The organism is Kocuria sp. SM24M-10, assembly GCF_001027955.1.
In the GTDB taxonomy this organism is placed as follows: Bacteria; Actinomycetota; Actinomycetes; order Actinomycetales; family Micrococcaceae; genus Kocuria; species Kocuria oceani.
This window is the reverse complement of sequence record NZ_LDNX01000103.1, coordinates 1-14,292: the sequence shown is the minus strand read 5'-3', so window position 1 is coordinate 14,292 and position 14,292 is coordinate 1. Positions and strand designations below refer to the sequence as shown.

Below are 14,292 nucleotides of genomic sequence, written 5' to 3'. Positions count from 1 at the left end.
GTGAGCAGCCTCGAGGACGAGATCGCCCAGGGGGAGGACTCCGAGGGCCGGGTGCGCCGCACGCTGGGCCGGGTGCGCACCTGGGCCCGGGGCCACCCGCTGATCTTCGTCGCCTACAAGACCGTCGTGACGGTCCTCGGCGGGGTGTTCGTGCTGGCCGGGCTGGTCATGCTCGTCGCCCCGGGACCGGGGTGGCTGGCGATCTTCCTGGGCCTGGGCATCTGGAGCACCGAGTACCACTGGGCGCACCGGCTCAACGTGTGGGCCAAGGGACAGGTCATGCGCTGGTGGCGGTGGTGGCTGGCCCGCACCGCGGAGGGCCGGCACCGCCGGGCGCTGACCGGCCCGGCCGGGCTGGTGCCGGGGCCGCGTCACCTGCGCAGTCCCGGGGCCTGAGCCCGGCCGGGGCTCAGCCGGACCGGCGCAGCTGCGCGGCGACGAGCTCCAGGGCCCGTGCGGACGGGATCCCGAGCCCGGCCACCGTCTCGGCGTAGCGGCGGGCGGCCTCGACGGCCAGCTCCTCGCCGCGGTCCCCGGCGCGCACGAAGCTGCCCAGGCGGCCGCGGGTCTCGATCACGCCGGCGGACTCCAGCTCCCGGTAGGCCTTGGCCACGGTGTTCGCCGCGAGACCGAGCGCCTCGGCGAGCCGGCGCACCGGCGGGAGCCGGGTGCCCGCCGGCAGCGTGCCGTCCTCCCGGCCCCGCAGCACCGCCTGCCGCAGCTGCTCGTAGGGCGGGCGCGGATCGGCCGGATCGACGGCCAGCCCCGCGGGCACCCCGGTCCCGGCCACGGCTAGAGGGTGCCGGTGGCGATGCGCAGCATGCGGCGCAGCGGCTCGGCCGCGCCCCACAGCAGCTGGTCGCCGATCGTGAAGGCGCTGATGTACTCCGGGCCCATGGCGAGCTTGCGGATCCGGCCCACGGGGATCTGCAGCGTCCCGGAGGTCGCCACGGGGGTCAGGGCCCGCATCGTGTCATCCTTCGTGTTGGGCACCACGGTGGCCCACTCGTTGTCGGCGTCGATGACCCGCTCGATCTCCTCCACCGGCAGGTCCTCCCGCAGCTTGAGCGTCAGGGCCTGGGAGTGCGAGCGCATCGTGGCGATGCGCACGCACAGCCCGTCCATGGGCACCCAGTCCTGGGCGAAGCGGTCCGTGCGGCCGAGGATCTTGTTCGTCTCGGCCGCGGACTTCCACTCCTCACGGGACTGCCCGTTGCCGAGGTCGGCGTCGATCCAGGGGATCAGGGAGCCGGACAGGGGCGCGCCGAACATCGAGCTGTCCAGGGCGTCGCCGCGCTGGGTCTCGAGAACCCCGCGGTCGATCTCCAGGATCGCGGAGGCGGGGTCGGCGAGCTGGTCGGCCACGGCGCCGTGCAGGGCCCCGAACTGCGTGAGCACCTCGCGCATGTGCCGGGCCCCGCCGCCGGAGGCCGCCTGGTAGGTCATGGACGTGGCCCACTCGACGAGGTCGTTGCGGAACAGCCCGCCCAGGCCCACGAGCAGGCAGGAGACCGTGCAGTTGCCGCCCACGAAGTCCTTCACGCCGGCCTCGAGGCCCCGGTCGATGACGTCGCGGTTGACCGGGTCCAGCACGATGATGGCGTCGTCGTTCATCCGCAGGGTCGAGGCGGCGTCGATCCACAGCCCGTCCCATCCGCCGGCGCGCAGCTCGCCGTGCACGGCCTTGGTGTAGTCCCCGCCCTGGGCGGTGACGATCACCGGGAGCGAGGCCAGGCACTCGAGGTCGTAGGCGTCCTGCAGCACCCCGGCGTCCCCGGCGAACGAGGGAGCGGGCCGCCCGGCGCTCGAGGTGGAGAAGAACACCGGGGTGATGCCGGCGAAGTCACCCTCCTCCTGCATGCGCTGCATGAGCACGGAGCCCACCATGCCCCGCCAGCCGACGAACCCTACCTGATCACCCGAGCGAAAAGTCATGGCCCCCAGTCTAGTGGGAGCGGTGCAGGGCCCAGCGACGCCGCTTCTCCTTGACCGCCGGGGCGGGGGGCAGCGCACTGCCGGCGGCGATGAGGTCCTGGTACTGGGGGAAGCGGTGCAGGTAGTCCTGGACGTAGGTGCACGTCGGGCGCACGGTGGTCCCCTGCGCCCGGAAGCGCTCCAGGAGCAGCGTGACGAGGGTGCGGGCGTAGCCCTGGCGGCCGAACTGCTCGGCGATGATCGTGTGCTGCAGCTCGACCGTGCCGTCCTCGTGCCTCTGGAAGCCCTCGAAGCCGATGAACTGCTCCCCGTTCCACAGCTCGTAGCGGTCGAGGTCCGCGTTCTCCACGACGCGCAGCTGCTCGTCGTCGCGGATCGCCGGGTCGGGGTGCGGTGCGGTCACGGTCGTCCTCCTGGTCGTGGTGCGGTTCACGCTACCGGAGCGCCGGGACGGACGGAACAGGCCCGCGGCTCAGGCACGGGTGCGCCGGTCGATCCGGTAGCCGAGCCCGGTGCGGGAGACGGAGGGTCCCACGACCGGCTCCGTGGTCCACCCGTCGCCGAGCACGGGGGCGTGCGTGTCCCCCTCCACGGCGAGGTCGATGACCGTAACGAGCGCCTCCGTCACGGGGTCCCGGGGGTCGGCCAGGGCCTGCCGGTAGACCTCCCCGCCGCCGATCACCCAGATCCGTTCCGCGCCGGGGCTGCTCCGCGCCAGCGCGACGGCCTCGGGGTAGGACCGCGCGGTGTGCACGGTGCCGTCGCCACCGCCGGGGACCACCCGCTCCGGGGCGGAGGTGATCACGATGTTGGTGCGCCCGGGCAGGGGACGGAAGCGCTCGGGGAACGACTCCCAGGTGCGCCGGCCCATGATCACGGGGTGGCCGGTGGTCGTGCGCCGGAAGAAGGCCAGGTCCTCCCGCAGGGACCAGGGCATCGTGCCGCCGCGGCCGATGACGCCCTCGGCGGTCTGCGCCCAGATCGCCCCGACGGTCCCCGCGGGGGCCTGCGGCACGTCCGGTCCGGGGCGGGCGCTCATACGGCCACCGGCGCCGGGATCGCAGGGTGGTGGCGGTAGTCGAGGACCTCGAAGTCCTCGTAGGCGTAGTCGAACAGGGAGCCGGGCCGCCGGGTCAGCCGCAGCCTTGGATAGGGGAAGGGCGTGCGGGAGAGCTGCTCGCGGACCTGCTCCACGTGGTTGTCGTAGACGTGGCAGTCCCCGCCGGTCCAGACGAACTCGCCGGGCACCAGGCCGGTCTGCTGGGCCACCATGACGGTGAGGAGGGCGTAGGAGGCGATGTTGAACGGCACGCCCAGGAACATGTCCGCCGAGCGCTGGTAGAGCTGGCACGAGAGGCGCCCCGGCCCGTCCTCGGCGGGCTCCACGTAGAACTGGAAGAGGGCGTGGCACGGCGGCAGCGCCATCTCGTCCACCTCGGCAGGGTTCCACGCCGTCACCACGTGCCGGCGGGAGTCCGGGTTCGTGCGGATCTGCTCCACGACCTTCGCGATCTGGTCGATCGAGCCGCCGCCGGGGGTGGGCCAGGAGCGCCACTGCACTCCGTAGACGGGCCCGAGGTCCCCGTTCTCGTCGGCCCACTCGTCCCAGATGGACACGCCGCGCTCCTGCAGCCAGCGCACGTTCGAGTCCCCGCGCAGGAACCACAGCAGCTCCAGCGCCAGGGAGCGGAAGTGCACCCGCTTGGTGGTCAGCAGCGGGAACGAGTCCGCGAGGTCGAAGCGGATCTGGCGGCCGAAGACGCTGCGGGTCCCGGTGCCCGTGCGGTCCGGCTTGTGCACGCCCGTCTCGAGGACCTCGCGCAGGAGGTCCTCGTACGGGGTCGGCACGGGCTCGGACCCGGGCGTGGGCACGGGGGAGGGGGAGGTCATGCGGGGCTCCTCGGGCAGGGAGGCGGAAGGGTCAGTCGTCGAAGGGCTTCACGAGCTCCACGGAGACCACCCGCCGGCGGTGCCGGCGGGAGATCTGGAGCACGATCATCTCGCCCGGGGTCAGGTACGGGTCCTTGGCGGGCAGCTGCCCGGCGAGCTCGGGGGTCATGTGCCGGGCGAGCACCTTGAGGACGGTCGGCAGCACCGGGCGGTGGGTGCACAGCGCGGCGGGGACGTCCTTGTCGAACAGGGTCTGCACCACGGCGGCGGCCTTCTTGGGGTGGCGCTTGTGGGACGCCTCGGTCAGCTGGGGCCGCTCCCGCACGGTGATCCCGGCCTTGCGGGCGTAGGGCACCACGGTGGACAGGCAGCGCAGCCAGGGTGAGGTGACGATCCGCTCGGGCGACCACGCCCGCAGGAGCCGGGTCACGGCCAGCGCCTGCCGCTTCCCGGTCGCGGCCAGCGGCCGGTCGCCCTCGGCCCGGGACCACGACGAGCGCGGCTTGGCCTTGGCGTGGCGCACCACGATCGCCGGGCGGGTGGCGAGGTCGCCGCGGGCGTGCAGGTCCACGAGCGCGGCCAGGGGCTCGAGGTCGGAGGGGTTGGTGAGCATCCGGGCCGCCGTCCGGGGGTCCACCCAGCGGACCTCGTCGACCTCGCGCCCGTCGGGCACGGGGCGGGCACCGGGGCCGAACTCCGCCGCCCAGTAGCGCACGTCCTTCACGCCGTCCTTGACGCCGTAGCGGATCGTGGGCAGCGGGACGCCCAGGCGCGGGAGCAGGCCGATCTCCTCGCCCACCTCCCGGTGGGCGGTCTCGGGCAGGGTCTCGCCGGCGTCCTGCTTGCCCTTCGGGAAGGACCAGTCGTCGTAGCGGGGCCGGTGGATGAGGAGGACCTCCACCCCGGTGCCCGCCCGGCGCCAGCACAGGCACCCCGCCGCCAGCACGTCGGCGGGGCGCGCGGACGTCCCGCCGCCCCGCGGAGCGGCCCGCCCGGCGGTCCTCTCGGCGGTCTCCTCCGGGGTCCTCCCGTCGGACGCCCCGGTGGCCTTTTCAGTGGTCTTCCCGGTGACCTTTCCGGTGGTCCTCGGAGCGGTGTTCTCGGCGGTCCTGGGCATGGTCCCTCTCTCGTCCCGTGTCCGTGGTGCACCGCCGCGCCCCGGCCCGGGGTCGTCGGGTGGCACCTCCACGATGGTACCGGTGCTCAGATCGTGGGGCGGCCCAGGGCCCGGCTGCGCAGGAGGTGCTCCTGGACGTCCACCAGCGGGCGCCCCTCGGCGTCCCGGTGGTGACGGGTCCAGACCCCGTCCGCGCCCAGGTGCCAGCTGCTCGTGGCGTCCGAGGCGTACCGGGCGAGCAGCCGCACCAGGGACTCGGCCTGCTGCGGGTCCGTGATCCGCACGAGGGTCTCCACCCGGCGGTCCAGGTTGCGGTGCATCATGTCCGCCGAGCCGATGTAGACCAGCGGCTCCCCCGCGTTGCAGAACGCGAAGACCCGCGAGTGCTCCAGGAACCGGCCCAGCACCGAGCGGACCCGGATGGTCTCGCTCAGCCCCGGCACCCCCGGGCGCAGCGCGCAGATCCCGCGCACCACCACGTCCACGGGCACCCCGGCCTGCGAGGCCCGGTAGAGGGCGTCGATGACGGCCTCGTCGACGATCGAGTTGCACTTGACCTGGATCCGGGCCTTCCGCCCGGCCCGGTGGTGGCGGATCTCGGCCTCGACCAGGTCGATGAGCCCGGAGCGCACCGAGCGGGGGGCGACCAGGAGGCGCTGGAAGGTGGTCTTCGGGGCGTAGCCGGAGAGCTGGTTGAACAGCCGCGAGACGTCCTCCCCGACCTCCGGGTCGCAGGTGAGCAGGCCCAGGTCCTCGTAGAAGCGCGCGGTGGAGGGGTGGTAGTTGCCGGTGCCGATGTGCACGTAGCGGCGCAGCCCCTGGTCGTCCTGGCGCACCACGAGGGAGAGCTTGCAGTGGGTCTTCAGGCCCACGATGCCGTAGACCACGTGCACCCCGGCCTGCTCGAGCTTGCGGGCCCAGGAGATGTTCGCCTGCTCGTCGAAGCGGGCCTTGATCTCCACCAGCGCCAGGACCTGCTTGCCGGCCTCGGCGGCGTCGATGAGCGCGTCCACGATCGGGGAGTCCCCGGAGGTGCGGTACAGGGTCTGCTTGATCGCCTGGACCTTCGGGTCCGCGGCGGCCTGCTCCAGGAAGGCCTGCACGCTGGTGGCGAAGGAGTCGTAGGGGTGGTGCAGCAGCACGTCCCGGGACCGGGTCGCGGCGAAGACGTCGGCGGCCTTGGCGGTCTCCGCGGCGTTGAGGTATCGGGAGGTGTGCGCCACGTGGCGGGGATAGTGCAGCTCCGGGCGGTCCACACCGGCGATGACCCCCAGCCCGCGCAGGTCCAGCGGGGCGGGCAGGCGGTAGATCTCGGACTCGTCGATGCCGAGCTCGGAGACGAGCAGCTCGAGGACCTCCGCGCTGATGCTGTCCGTGACCTCCAGGCGCACCGCCGGGCCGAAGCGGCGGCGCAGCAGCTCCTTCTCCAGGGCCTGCAGCAGGTTCTCGGCGTCGTCCTCCTCGACCTCCAGGTCCTCGTTGCGGGTCACCCGGAACACCTGGTGCTCCTCGACCTCCATCCCGGGGAACAGGTCGTCCAGGTGCTGGGCGATGACGTCCTCGAGCGGGATGAAGCGGGCCTGACCGTGCGGGGTGCGGGCCGCGCCCGGCGCGTCCACCGAGAGCAGCCGGGGCAGCTGGTCCGGGACCTTGACGCGGGCGAACAGCCGCTTGCCCGACTGCGGGTTGCGGACCATCACGGCCAGGTTGAGGCTGAGCCCGGAGATGTAGGGGAACGGGTGGGCCGGGTCCACCGCCAGCGGCGTGAGGATCGGGAAGACCTTGCGGCGGAAGTCCCGGGTGAGCCGCTCCCGGGTGGGGTCGTCGAGGTCCTCCCACCCGATGAGGTGGATGTCCTCCCGGGCCAGCTCGGGGCGGACCAGGTCGTGGAAGGCCCGCGCGTGGCGCTCCTGCAGCTCGTGGGCGCGCACCGCGATGGTGGCCATCTGCTCTGCGGGGGAGTGCCCCGAGGCCGCGGGCCGGGCGATGCCCGTGGCGATGCGCCGCTTGAGACCGGCGACCCGGACCATGAAGAACTCGTCCAGGTTGGAGGCCACGATGGACAGGAAGTGCACCCGCTCCAGCAGGAACAGGTCCGGGTCCTCCGCCAGCTCCAGGACCCGGGTGTTGAAGGCGATCCAGCTCGCCTCCCGGTCGAGGAAGCGCTCGGGCCCGTGCGAGCCCTCCAGCACCTGCCGGGCGGCGGGCACGGGGTCGTCGATCCGGTCTCGGTCCCCGTGCCCGCGGGCGGCGTCGGCCAGCTCGGCGGTGTGGGCCAGCTCGGCGGCGCCGTCCGCGGACGGCGCCGCCGGCTCCGCCTCCGGGGATGCGGCCGGGTGCGGGGCCGGCGCGGGCTGCGGGGCGTCCTGCTGGTGCGTGGTCATGGTGATCCTGTCTGGTGGGGCCGGTGCGGGACCGGGCCGGGGCGCGGGCGGATGGGTCAGGCGGGGGCGTCGCGGGCGTACATCACGTCGAGGTGCCAGGGCCGGAAGCCCAGGCGCTCGTACAGCCGCAGCGCCGCGGTGTTGTCGCCGTCCACGTAGAGCATGACCTCGCCCAGACCCTGCCGGGCGAGGTGGTTGACCCCCGCGGCGGTCAGGGCCCGGCCCAGGCCGGTGCCCTGGTGCTCGGGGGCGACGCCCACGGCGTAGACCTCGCCCAGGGCGGGGCGCTCGCCGTCCCCGGGGTGGACCTTGGTCCAGTGGAAGCCGGCCACGGTGCCCGGCTCCCCGGACCGGACCGCCAGCAGGAACCCCGCCGGGTCGAACCAGGGCTCGGCCTCCCGCTGCCGGAGGTCCTCGAGGGTCATCCGGCCCTGCTCGGGGTGGCCGGCGAACGCGGCCGCGTTGACGCGCAGCCACTCGTCCTCGTCCCGGCCGGGCTCGAAGGCCCGCAGCCGGTAGCCGGCGGGCATCGCCTCGGGCAGGGGCAGGTCGGGCGCGCCGCCCAGCGGGCGGAGCAGGCGGTGCAGGTCGCGCACCGGCACCAGTCCGTGCCGGGCGGCCAGCGCCGCCGCGCCGGGGTGGCCGCCGTGGGCCCACGCCCGGACCGCGTCCGCGGTCTCCTCGGCCAGGACCGCGGCCAGCGCCGCCCCGATCCCGCCGCGGCGGTGCCCGGGGTCCACCACGAGCTCCACGAGCGCGGCGGCGTCGTCGGGCTCGCGGACACGGACCGCCGCCCCGAGCAGCTCCCCGCCGGAGGCCCGTGCGAGGACCGTGCGCACCCGCCCGCCGGGTGCGCTCCGCAGGTCCACGAGCGTCTGGTCGGAGAACGGCGGGTCGCCGTCCGCGGCCTCGGCCCGGGAGGCGAGGCCCGTGATCTCCTCGACCGGGGCGACGGCCGGGCGGTCGAGCTCGTACGGCACGGACTGGGGCATCTGGACCTCCTGCGGAACGGGGCGGCGGAACGGACGGGCCGGTGGGCCGGTGCTCAGTGCTCCCGGCTCCGGCTCGTGGCGAAGCTGTAGCCCACGTTACGCACCGTGGTGATCAGGTGCTCGTGGTCGGCGCCCAGCTTGGCCCGCAGCCGCCGCACGTGCACGTCCACGGTGCGGGTGCCGCCGTAGTAGTCGTAGCCCCAGACCTCGCTCAGCAGCTGCGCGCGGGTGAAGACCCGTCCGGAGTGCTGGGCCAGGAACTTCAGCAGCTCGAACTCCTTGTAGGTCAGGTTCAGCGGCTGGCCGTTGACGTGGGCGGAGTAGGCGGCGTCGTCGATGACCACCGAGCCCGCGCGGATCCGGGTGTCGTCCTCGGGCGCCTCAGCCGTGCGGGAGGAGGCCAGGCGCAGCCGGGCCTCGACCTCCGCCGGGCCGGCGGTGTCGAGCACCACGTCGTCGACCATCCAGTTCGCGGCCACCGCGGCCATCCCGCCCTCCGTGAGGACCATCAGCAGCGGTGCCGCCAGGCCCTTCGTGGTGAGCAGCTGGGCGAGGTTGCGCGCGGTGATCAGGTCGGTGCGCCCGTCCAGCAGCACCACGTCGGGGTGGCGGCCGTCGAGGCTGCCCGAGACGGTGCGGGTCGGGGCGACCGTCACCCGGTGGTTGAGCAGGTCGAGGGCCGGCAGCACCGATGCCGAGGGACCGTCCGCGTCGGTCAGCATCAGGATCTGGAACACTCGTGCTTCTCCACTCTGGCGTACGGGCTGAGCTGTCAGTATAAGTCGGCGCCGGTCCCCGCCCGCGCGCCCCGGCCCCGACGCGGGGCGCCGCGCGCCCCGGCCCGCTCTCCCGGCCAGCCGCTATCGTTGCTCGTGTCCGCCCGGTCGCGCCGGTCCGGGCGCCGGCCCCGACCCTCGACAGTGCAGGAATCCGATCGCCATGAGATACGCCATGATCGCCGCGTGCAGCGTGCTCAGCCTGGCGGCGGCCCTGGCCGCGGTCGTGGTCGCCGGTCCCGCGCCGCTGCTCCTGGCCGCCGGGATGTCCCTGGTGATCGGCTTCGGCTGGCCCGCCGCCACCGGCATCGCCGCCCGGCACCGGCACAACGTGATCATGAGCGCCGCCGGCGTCGTGGCCGCGCTGCTCGTCCAGACCCTGCCCGGTCAGCAGCTCGTGTGGCTGCCCGCGGTCGTGGGGGTGGCCCTGGTGACCGTGTTCGCGGCGGAGCTGGTGCGCGGCGAGGGCGCCGAGCACCGGCTGGAGTCCACGATCGCCTCCACGGCGGGGGTGCTCGCCACGGTCAGCTCCTCCGGTTGGATCGCCCTGGCCAGCGACTACCGGGCGACCGGCCCGGACCCCGTGCAGCTGGTGGTGGTCGGCGCCGTGGTCGCCGCGCTCGTGGCCGTCGTGGGCGCCCGGGTCATCTCGTCTGCCCCGAAGCGCTCGCCGAAGCGGGGGGTGGTGGCCCTCGGCGTGACCCCCGTGGCGTTCCTCGGCGTGGGGGCCCTGTTCACGGCCCGCCTGGTGAGCACCGTGGTAGCTTAGGGACCATGCTTGCACTCGAGATCTTCTACCTGGTCCTGCTGGGCATCTCCGGTCTGTTCATCGCCGGGATCTCCCTCAAGGTGATCCTCGGCCTGTTCAAGGGACAGCACTAGTTCCGTGCCGATCGAGATCCCCTCGGATCTGACTCCCGAGCTCGTCCCGTTCGCCTGGCTGCTGGGCGCCTGGGAGGGCGACGGCTTCATGGGCTACGGCGAGGTCGAGCAGCGGCCCTTCCGGCAGCGCGTGACCTTCGAGCAGAACGGCCTGCCGTTCCTCGAGTACCGGGCCGAGACCACGCTCCTCGACGAGGAGGGGCAGCCCATGCGCCCGGCCACCGTTGAGCAGGGCTTCTGGCAGCTCGACCGCACCCTGGAGGACGGCGACGTCGGCCCCGGGATGCTCCCGCCGGACCTCGTGCCGGTGCTCAAGGGCGCCGAGGAGGTCGAACGGCTGCGCAACGGCGACGGCGGCTTCGACGTCCTGGTGACCCTCACGCACCCCGGTGGCATCGCCGAGCTCTACGTGGGCCAGATCAAGGGGCCCCGCATCGACCTCGCCACGGACGCCGTCGTGCGCGCCCGGGGCGCCAAGCAGTACAGCTCCTCGACCCGGATGTACGGTCTGGTCCACGGCGACCTGTTCTGGGCCTGGGACATGGCCGCCTTCGGCGAGCCGCTGGCCACGCACGCCTCCGCCCAGCTCAAGAAGGTCGGCTGATCCCCGTGACCGCCTACCGCTCGCCCCTGCTCGGACGCCCGGGCGCCGTCGAGGCCGAGGGCCTCGACCGTGGGGTCGCCGCCCACTACGGCGACCCGCTGCGCGAGCAGCGCGCCCTGGTGCGCACCCCCGGCACCGTGGTCGACCTCTCCCAGAAGGGCGTCGTCACCGTCACCGGTCCGGACCGCCTCAGCTGGCTGACCACGCTCTCCTCGCAGGTGCTCACCGGGCTCGCCCCGGGCGGCAGCGCCGAGACCCTGTTCCTCTCCGTGCAGGGGCGCATCGAGACCGCGCCGCACGTCGTGGACGACGGCACCAGCACGTGGCTGATCACCGAGGCCGACGAGACCGCCCCGCTGGTCGCGTGGCTGGAGTCCATGCGCTTCGCGCTGCGCGTGGAGGTGGCCGACCGCTCCGGCGAGTGGGCCGTGCTCGGCGCCTCCGCTCCCGTGCCCGCGCTGGGCGACGGGCCGGCCTGGCGCGACCCCTGGCCCGGGGTCGCCCCGGGCGGATGGAGCTACGCGGCCCTCGACGGTCCGCACCCGGGGGAGGAGCGCACCTGGTGGGAGCACCTGGTGCCCCGCGCCGAGCTGGACGCCCTGACCCGCGAGCTGCCCCTCGCCGGCGCGTGGGCGGCCGAGGCGCTGCGGATCGCCGCCTGGCGCCCGCGCTGGGGGGCCGAGACGGACGAGCGGACGATCCCGCACGAACTCGACCTCCTGCGCACCGCCGTGCACCTGCAGAAGGGCTGCTACAAGGGGCAGGAGACCGTGGCCCGCGTGCACAACCTGGGCCACCCGCCCCGGCGGCTCGTGCTGCTCGACCTCGACGGCTCCGAGCACACGCTGCCCTCCCCGGGCGCCGAGGTCCTCTCGGGCGAGCGGACCGTCGGCCGGGTCACCTCCGTGCAGCTGCACCACGAGCAGGGCCCCATCGCGCTGGCCGTGCTCAAGCGCACCGCCGACCCCGAGGCCCGGCTCCTCGTCACGGACGGCGAGCAGCGCTGGGCCGCCGCCCAGCAGGTCGTGGTCCAGCCCGACGCCGGCCAGGTGGTCGGGCGGCAGTCCGGCTTCCTCCGCGGCCCCCGGGGCGAGCGCCCCTAGCACGAACCCCGCAGGGTGGTGCCGCTCGGCCCACGGCAGGCCCTCCGGAGTCCCGGTGCGCACCGCCGGACCGCGGGGGCGGCGCCGGTGCGTGTCCCGTCCGGGCCCTGGCGGGCCGGAGAACGCCCCGGTCCGCAGGTCCGAGACCCGCAGCGGCGCGCCCTCCGGCCGGCGGCCTCAACGGCCGAAGAGGACCCGGGCCTCGTCCCAGCGGTGCTGGGGCACGGTCTTGAGCCCGGCCAGGGCCTCGCCGAAGGGCACCCGGACCATGTCGGTGCCGCGGATGGCGACCATCTGGCCCCAGCCCTTGTCGGTGACCAGGTCCACGGCGGCCAGCCCGAAGCGGGTGGCCAGGACCCGGTCGAAGCCGGTGGGGGCCCCGCCGCGCTGGATGTGGCCCAGGATCGTGTTGCGGGTCTCGATCCCGGTGGCGGCCTCGATCTGCTCGGTGACGTACTCCCCGACCCCGCCCAGCCGGGGCCGTCCGGAGGCCTCGGTGCCCTTGCCGGCGAGCACGTCGCCGTGGCCCTCGGGGATGAAGCCCTCGGCCACGACCACCAGCGGGGAGCGGCCGCGCTCGTGCACCTCGGTGACCCAGGCGCAGACCTGCTCCATGGACACCGACTGCTCGGGGATCAGCACCGCGTGCGCCCCGGCGGACATCCCCGAGTGCAGGGCGATCCACCCGACGTGGCGGCCCATGACCTCGGCGACCATGCAGCGGTGGTGGGACTCCCCGGTGGTGCGCAGCCGGTCCATCGCGTCGGTGGCGATCTGCACGGCGGTGTCGAAGCCGAAGGTGTAGTCGGTGGCCTGCAGGTCGTTGTCGATGGTCTTGGGCACCCCCACCACCGGCAGCCCGGCCTCGGCCAGACGCTTCGCCCCGGCCAGGGTGCCCTCCCCGCCGATGGCCACGATCGCGTCGATGTGGTGGCGTTCGAGCATCACGGCGATCTTCTCCGGCCCGCCGCCGGGACCGTCGTAGGGGTTGGTGCGGGAGGTGCCCAGGATGGTGCCGCCCTCCCGGGCCAGCCCCCGTACCCGGGTGCGGGGCAGGTCCATGATGTCGCCCTCCACCACCCCGCGCCAGCCGTCGCGGAAGCCCACGAACTCGTGGCCGTGGCTCTTGATCCCGTGCAGCACCGCCGCCCGGATCACCGCGTTGAGCCCGGGGCAGTCCCCGCCGCTGGTCAGCAGTCCGATCTTCATCCGTACAGTCTCCTCCGGGTCGGCGGCGTGCGAGTCGGCCGGACGTGCACCGGCTCGACCAGTCTAGTGAACGGGCTCCGCGGCGGGGCCGCGGCCGGCCGGGCGGTCCGGGCCCCCGGGCTGCGGGACCGGGCCTAGACTGCGGGGAAAGGGGTCGGACGGGCCCGGAAGGAGGTCTGCGGTGAACGAGGACATGGAACCGGTCCGGGAGAACCTGCGGGAGTTCATCGACAAGCTGGTCGATCAGGGCTACACGGTGCGGGACGGGCAGTCGCCGGACCCGGACCTGATCGACCCGGGGGGCTCGGCGGTGCAGACCTGGCGGGAGGACTACCCCTACGAGGAGCGGCTGGACCGGGAGGACTACGAGCTGGAGAAGTACCGGCTGCAGATCGAGCTGCTGAAGTTCCAGTACTGGGGCCAGGATCACGACCTCAAGCACGTCGTCGTGTTCGAGGGCCGCGACGCGGCCGGCAAGGGCGGGACGATCAAGCGCTTCACCGAGCACCTGAACCCGCGCGCGGCCCGGGTGGTGGCCCTCACCAAGCCCTCCGACCGGGAGCGGGGGCAGTGGTACTTCCAGCGCTACATCGGCCACCTGCCCACCGCCGGGGAGATCGTGATGTTCGACCGCTCCTGGTACAACCGGGCCAACGTGGAGCGGGTGATGGGCTTCTGCTCGGACGCGGAGTACGAGGACTTCATGGTCCAGGCCCCGGTGTTCGAGAAGATGCTGGTGGAGTCGGGCATCCACCTGACCAAGTTCTGGTTCTCGGTCACCCAGCACGAGCAGCGCACCCGCTTCGCGATCCGCCAGATCGACCCGGTGCGCCGCTGGAAGCTCTCCCCGATGGACCTGGCCTCCCTGGACCGGTGGGAGGACTACACCGAGGCCAAGGAGGAGATGTTCCTGCGCACCGACACCGACCACGCCCCGTGGATCACGGTGAAGTCCAACGACAAGAAGCGGGCCCGGCTCAACGCGATGCGCTTCTTCCTGGACCAGTTCGACTACGAGGACAAGGACCCGGCGGTGGTCTATCCGCCCGACCCGCTGATCGTCCGGCGCGGCCGCGACGCCGTGGGCGACTGAGCCCCGGCCCGGCCGACGACGACGCCGCCCGTCCCCCGGGGAGGGGACGGGCGGCGTCGCGGGTCGGCGCGGCTCAGCGGCCGGGACGGTCCACCAGCACGGCGTTGGCGGCGGCGTTGACGGCGGTGACGGCCAGCACCGAGGGCCAGGCGCCGATCCGCTTGGCCAGCGGGTGCGAGAGCCCGAAGCCCAGGACGTAGAGCCCACCGAGCGCGGCCGTGGCCGCCGGGCCGCCGCGGTGCCACCACGAGTGGGCGGCCGCCGCCCCCGCGGCGGCCAGCACGGCCCCGCCCAGGGGGCGGACGCC

Annotated in this window: 16 protein-coding genes; 5 read left to right on the top strand and 11 right to left on the bottom strand. The window is 73.9% G+C overall.

Annotation, left to right across the window (positions count from 1 at the left end):
* Positions 1–396, top strand: coding sequence for a PGPGW domain-containing protein (locus ABL57_RS11880; RefSeq protein ID WP_047803688.1), 396 nt, complete (start codon positions 1–3; stop codon positions 394–396).
* Between the two features lie 13 nt (positions 397–409).
* Here the strand turns inward: ABL57_RS11880 and ABL57_RS11875 are convergent, their stop codons facing one another.
* The 9 genes from ABL57_RS11875 to ABL57_RS11835 all read right to left on the bottom strand — a co-directional run bounded on the left by ABL57_RS11875 (position 410) and on the right by ABL57_RS11835 (position 9,055).
* Positions 410–790, bottom strand: a complete 381-nt coding sequence (locus tag ABL57_RS11875; protein WP_238986044.1) for a GntR family transcriptional regulator — start codon at positions 788–790, stop codon at positions 410–412.
* 2 nt (positions 791–792) lie between these two features.
* Entirely contained in the window at positions 793–1,935 is a 1,143-nt protein-coding gene (gene asd / locus ABL57_RS11870) for an aspartate-semialdehyde dehydrogenase (protein WP_047803686.1), read from the bottom strand.
* A 10-nt stretch (positions 1,936–1,945) separates the two neighbouring features.
* Entirely contained in the window at positions 1,946–2,338 is a 393-nt protein-coding gene (locus ABL57_RS11865; protein ID WP_047803685.1) for a GNAT family N-acetyltransferase, read from the bottom strand.
* Between the two features lie 69 nt (positions 2,339–2,407).
* Positions 2,408–2,974: a dihydrofolate reductase gene (locus ABL57_RS11860; protein WP_047803684.1), complete on the bottom strand. Its 567-nt coding sequence runs from the start codon at positions 2,972–2,974 to the stop codon at positions 2,408–2,410.
* Positions 2,971–3,825 (bottom strand): thymidylate synthase, encoded by an 855-nt coding sequence (locus tag ABL57_RS11855; RefSeq protein ID WP_047803683.1) that lies wholly within the window; start codon positions 3,823–3,825, stop codon positions 2,971–2,973. Before ABL57_RS11855 ends, ABL57_RS11860 begins: the two co-directional genes overlap by 4 nt.
* Before the next feature lie 31 nt (positions 3,826–3,856).
* Positions 3,857–4,942, bottom strand: a complete 1,086-nt coding sequence (locus ABL57_RS11850; RefSeq protein WP_152683385.1) for an NUDIX hydrolase — start codon at positions 4,940–4,942, stop codon at positions 3,857–3,859.
* 86 nt (positions 4,943–5,028) lie between these two features.
* Positions 5,029–7,326: an RNA degradosome polyphosphate kinase gene (locus ABL57_RS11845; RefSeq protein WP_152683384.1), complete on the bottom strand. Its 2,298-nt coding sequence runs from the start codon at positions 7,324–7,326 to the stop codon at positions 5,029–5,031.
* Between the two features lie 56 nt (positions 7,327–7,382).
* The gene (gene mshD / locus ABL57_RS11840; RefSeq protein ID WP_047803682.1) at positions 7,383–8,318 is read right to left on the bottom strand and encodes a mycothiol synthase; all 936 of its coding nucleotides are present in this window, start codon (positions 8,316–8,318) and stop codon (positions 7,383–7,385) included.
* Positions 8,319–8,371: 53 nt separating this feature from the next.
* Positions 8,372–9,055: a response regulator transcription factor gene (locus ABL57_RS11835; RefSeq protein WP_139318471.1), complete on the bottom strand. Its 684-nt coding sequence runs from the start codon at positions 9,053–9,055 to the stop codon at positions 8,372–8,374.
* A gap of 202 nt (positions 9,056–9,257) precedes the next feature.
* On the opposite strand from ABL57_RS11835, the gene ABL57_RS11830 reads away from it, so the two are divergent.
* From ABL57_RS11830 to ABL57_RS11820, 3 genes are all read left to right on the top strand, one after another.
* Positions 9,258–9,863 carry a hypothetical protein gene (locus tag ABL57_RS11830; RefSeq protein WP_047803681.1) on the top strand — a complete coding sequence of 202 codons (606 nt, stop codon included), beginning with the start codon at positions 9,258–9,260 and terminating at the stop codon, positions 9,861–9,863.
* A gap of 117 nt (positions 9,864–9,980) precedes the next feature.
* Positions 9,981–10,580 carry an FABP family protein gene (locus tag ABL57_RS11825; protein WP_047803680.1) on the top strand — a complete coding sequence of 200 codons (600 nt, stop codon included), beginning with the start codon at positions 9,981–9,983 and terminating at the stop codon, positions 10,578–10,580.
* A 5-nt stretch (positions 10,581–10,585) separates the two neighbouring features.
* Entirely contained in the window at positions 10,586–11,683 is a 1,098-nt protein-coding gene (locus tag ABL57_RS11820) for a folate-binding protein YgfZ (RefSeq protein WP_047803679.1), read from the top strand.
* Between the two features lie 177 nt (positions 11,684–11,860).
* On the opposite strand, the gene ABL57_RS11815 is transcribed toward ABL57_RS11820, so the two are convergent.
* Positions 11,861–12,892, bottom strand: coding sequence for a 6-phosphofructokinase (locus ABL57_RS11815; RefSeq protein ID WP_047803678.1), 1,032 nt, complete (start codon positions 12,890–12,892; stop codon positions 11,861–11,863).
* 193 nt (positions 12,893–13,085) lie between these two features.
* Here ABL57_RS11815 and ppk2 point away from each other — a divergent pair, with 193 nt between their 5' ends.
* Positions 13,086–13,985, top strand: coding sequence for a polyphosphate kinase 2 (gene ppk2, locus ABL57_RS11810; RefSeq protein WP_047803699.1), 900 nt, complete (start codon positions 13,086–13,088; stop codon positions 13,983–13,985).
* A gap of 73 nt (positions 13,986–14,058) precedes the next feature.
* On the opposite strand, the gene ABL57_RS11805 is transcribed toward ppk2, so the two are convergent.
* Positions 14,059–14,292: hypothetical protein (locus ABL57_RS11805; protein ID WP_047803677.1), on the bottom strand; the 234-nt coding region annotated here is incomplete at its 5' end.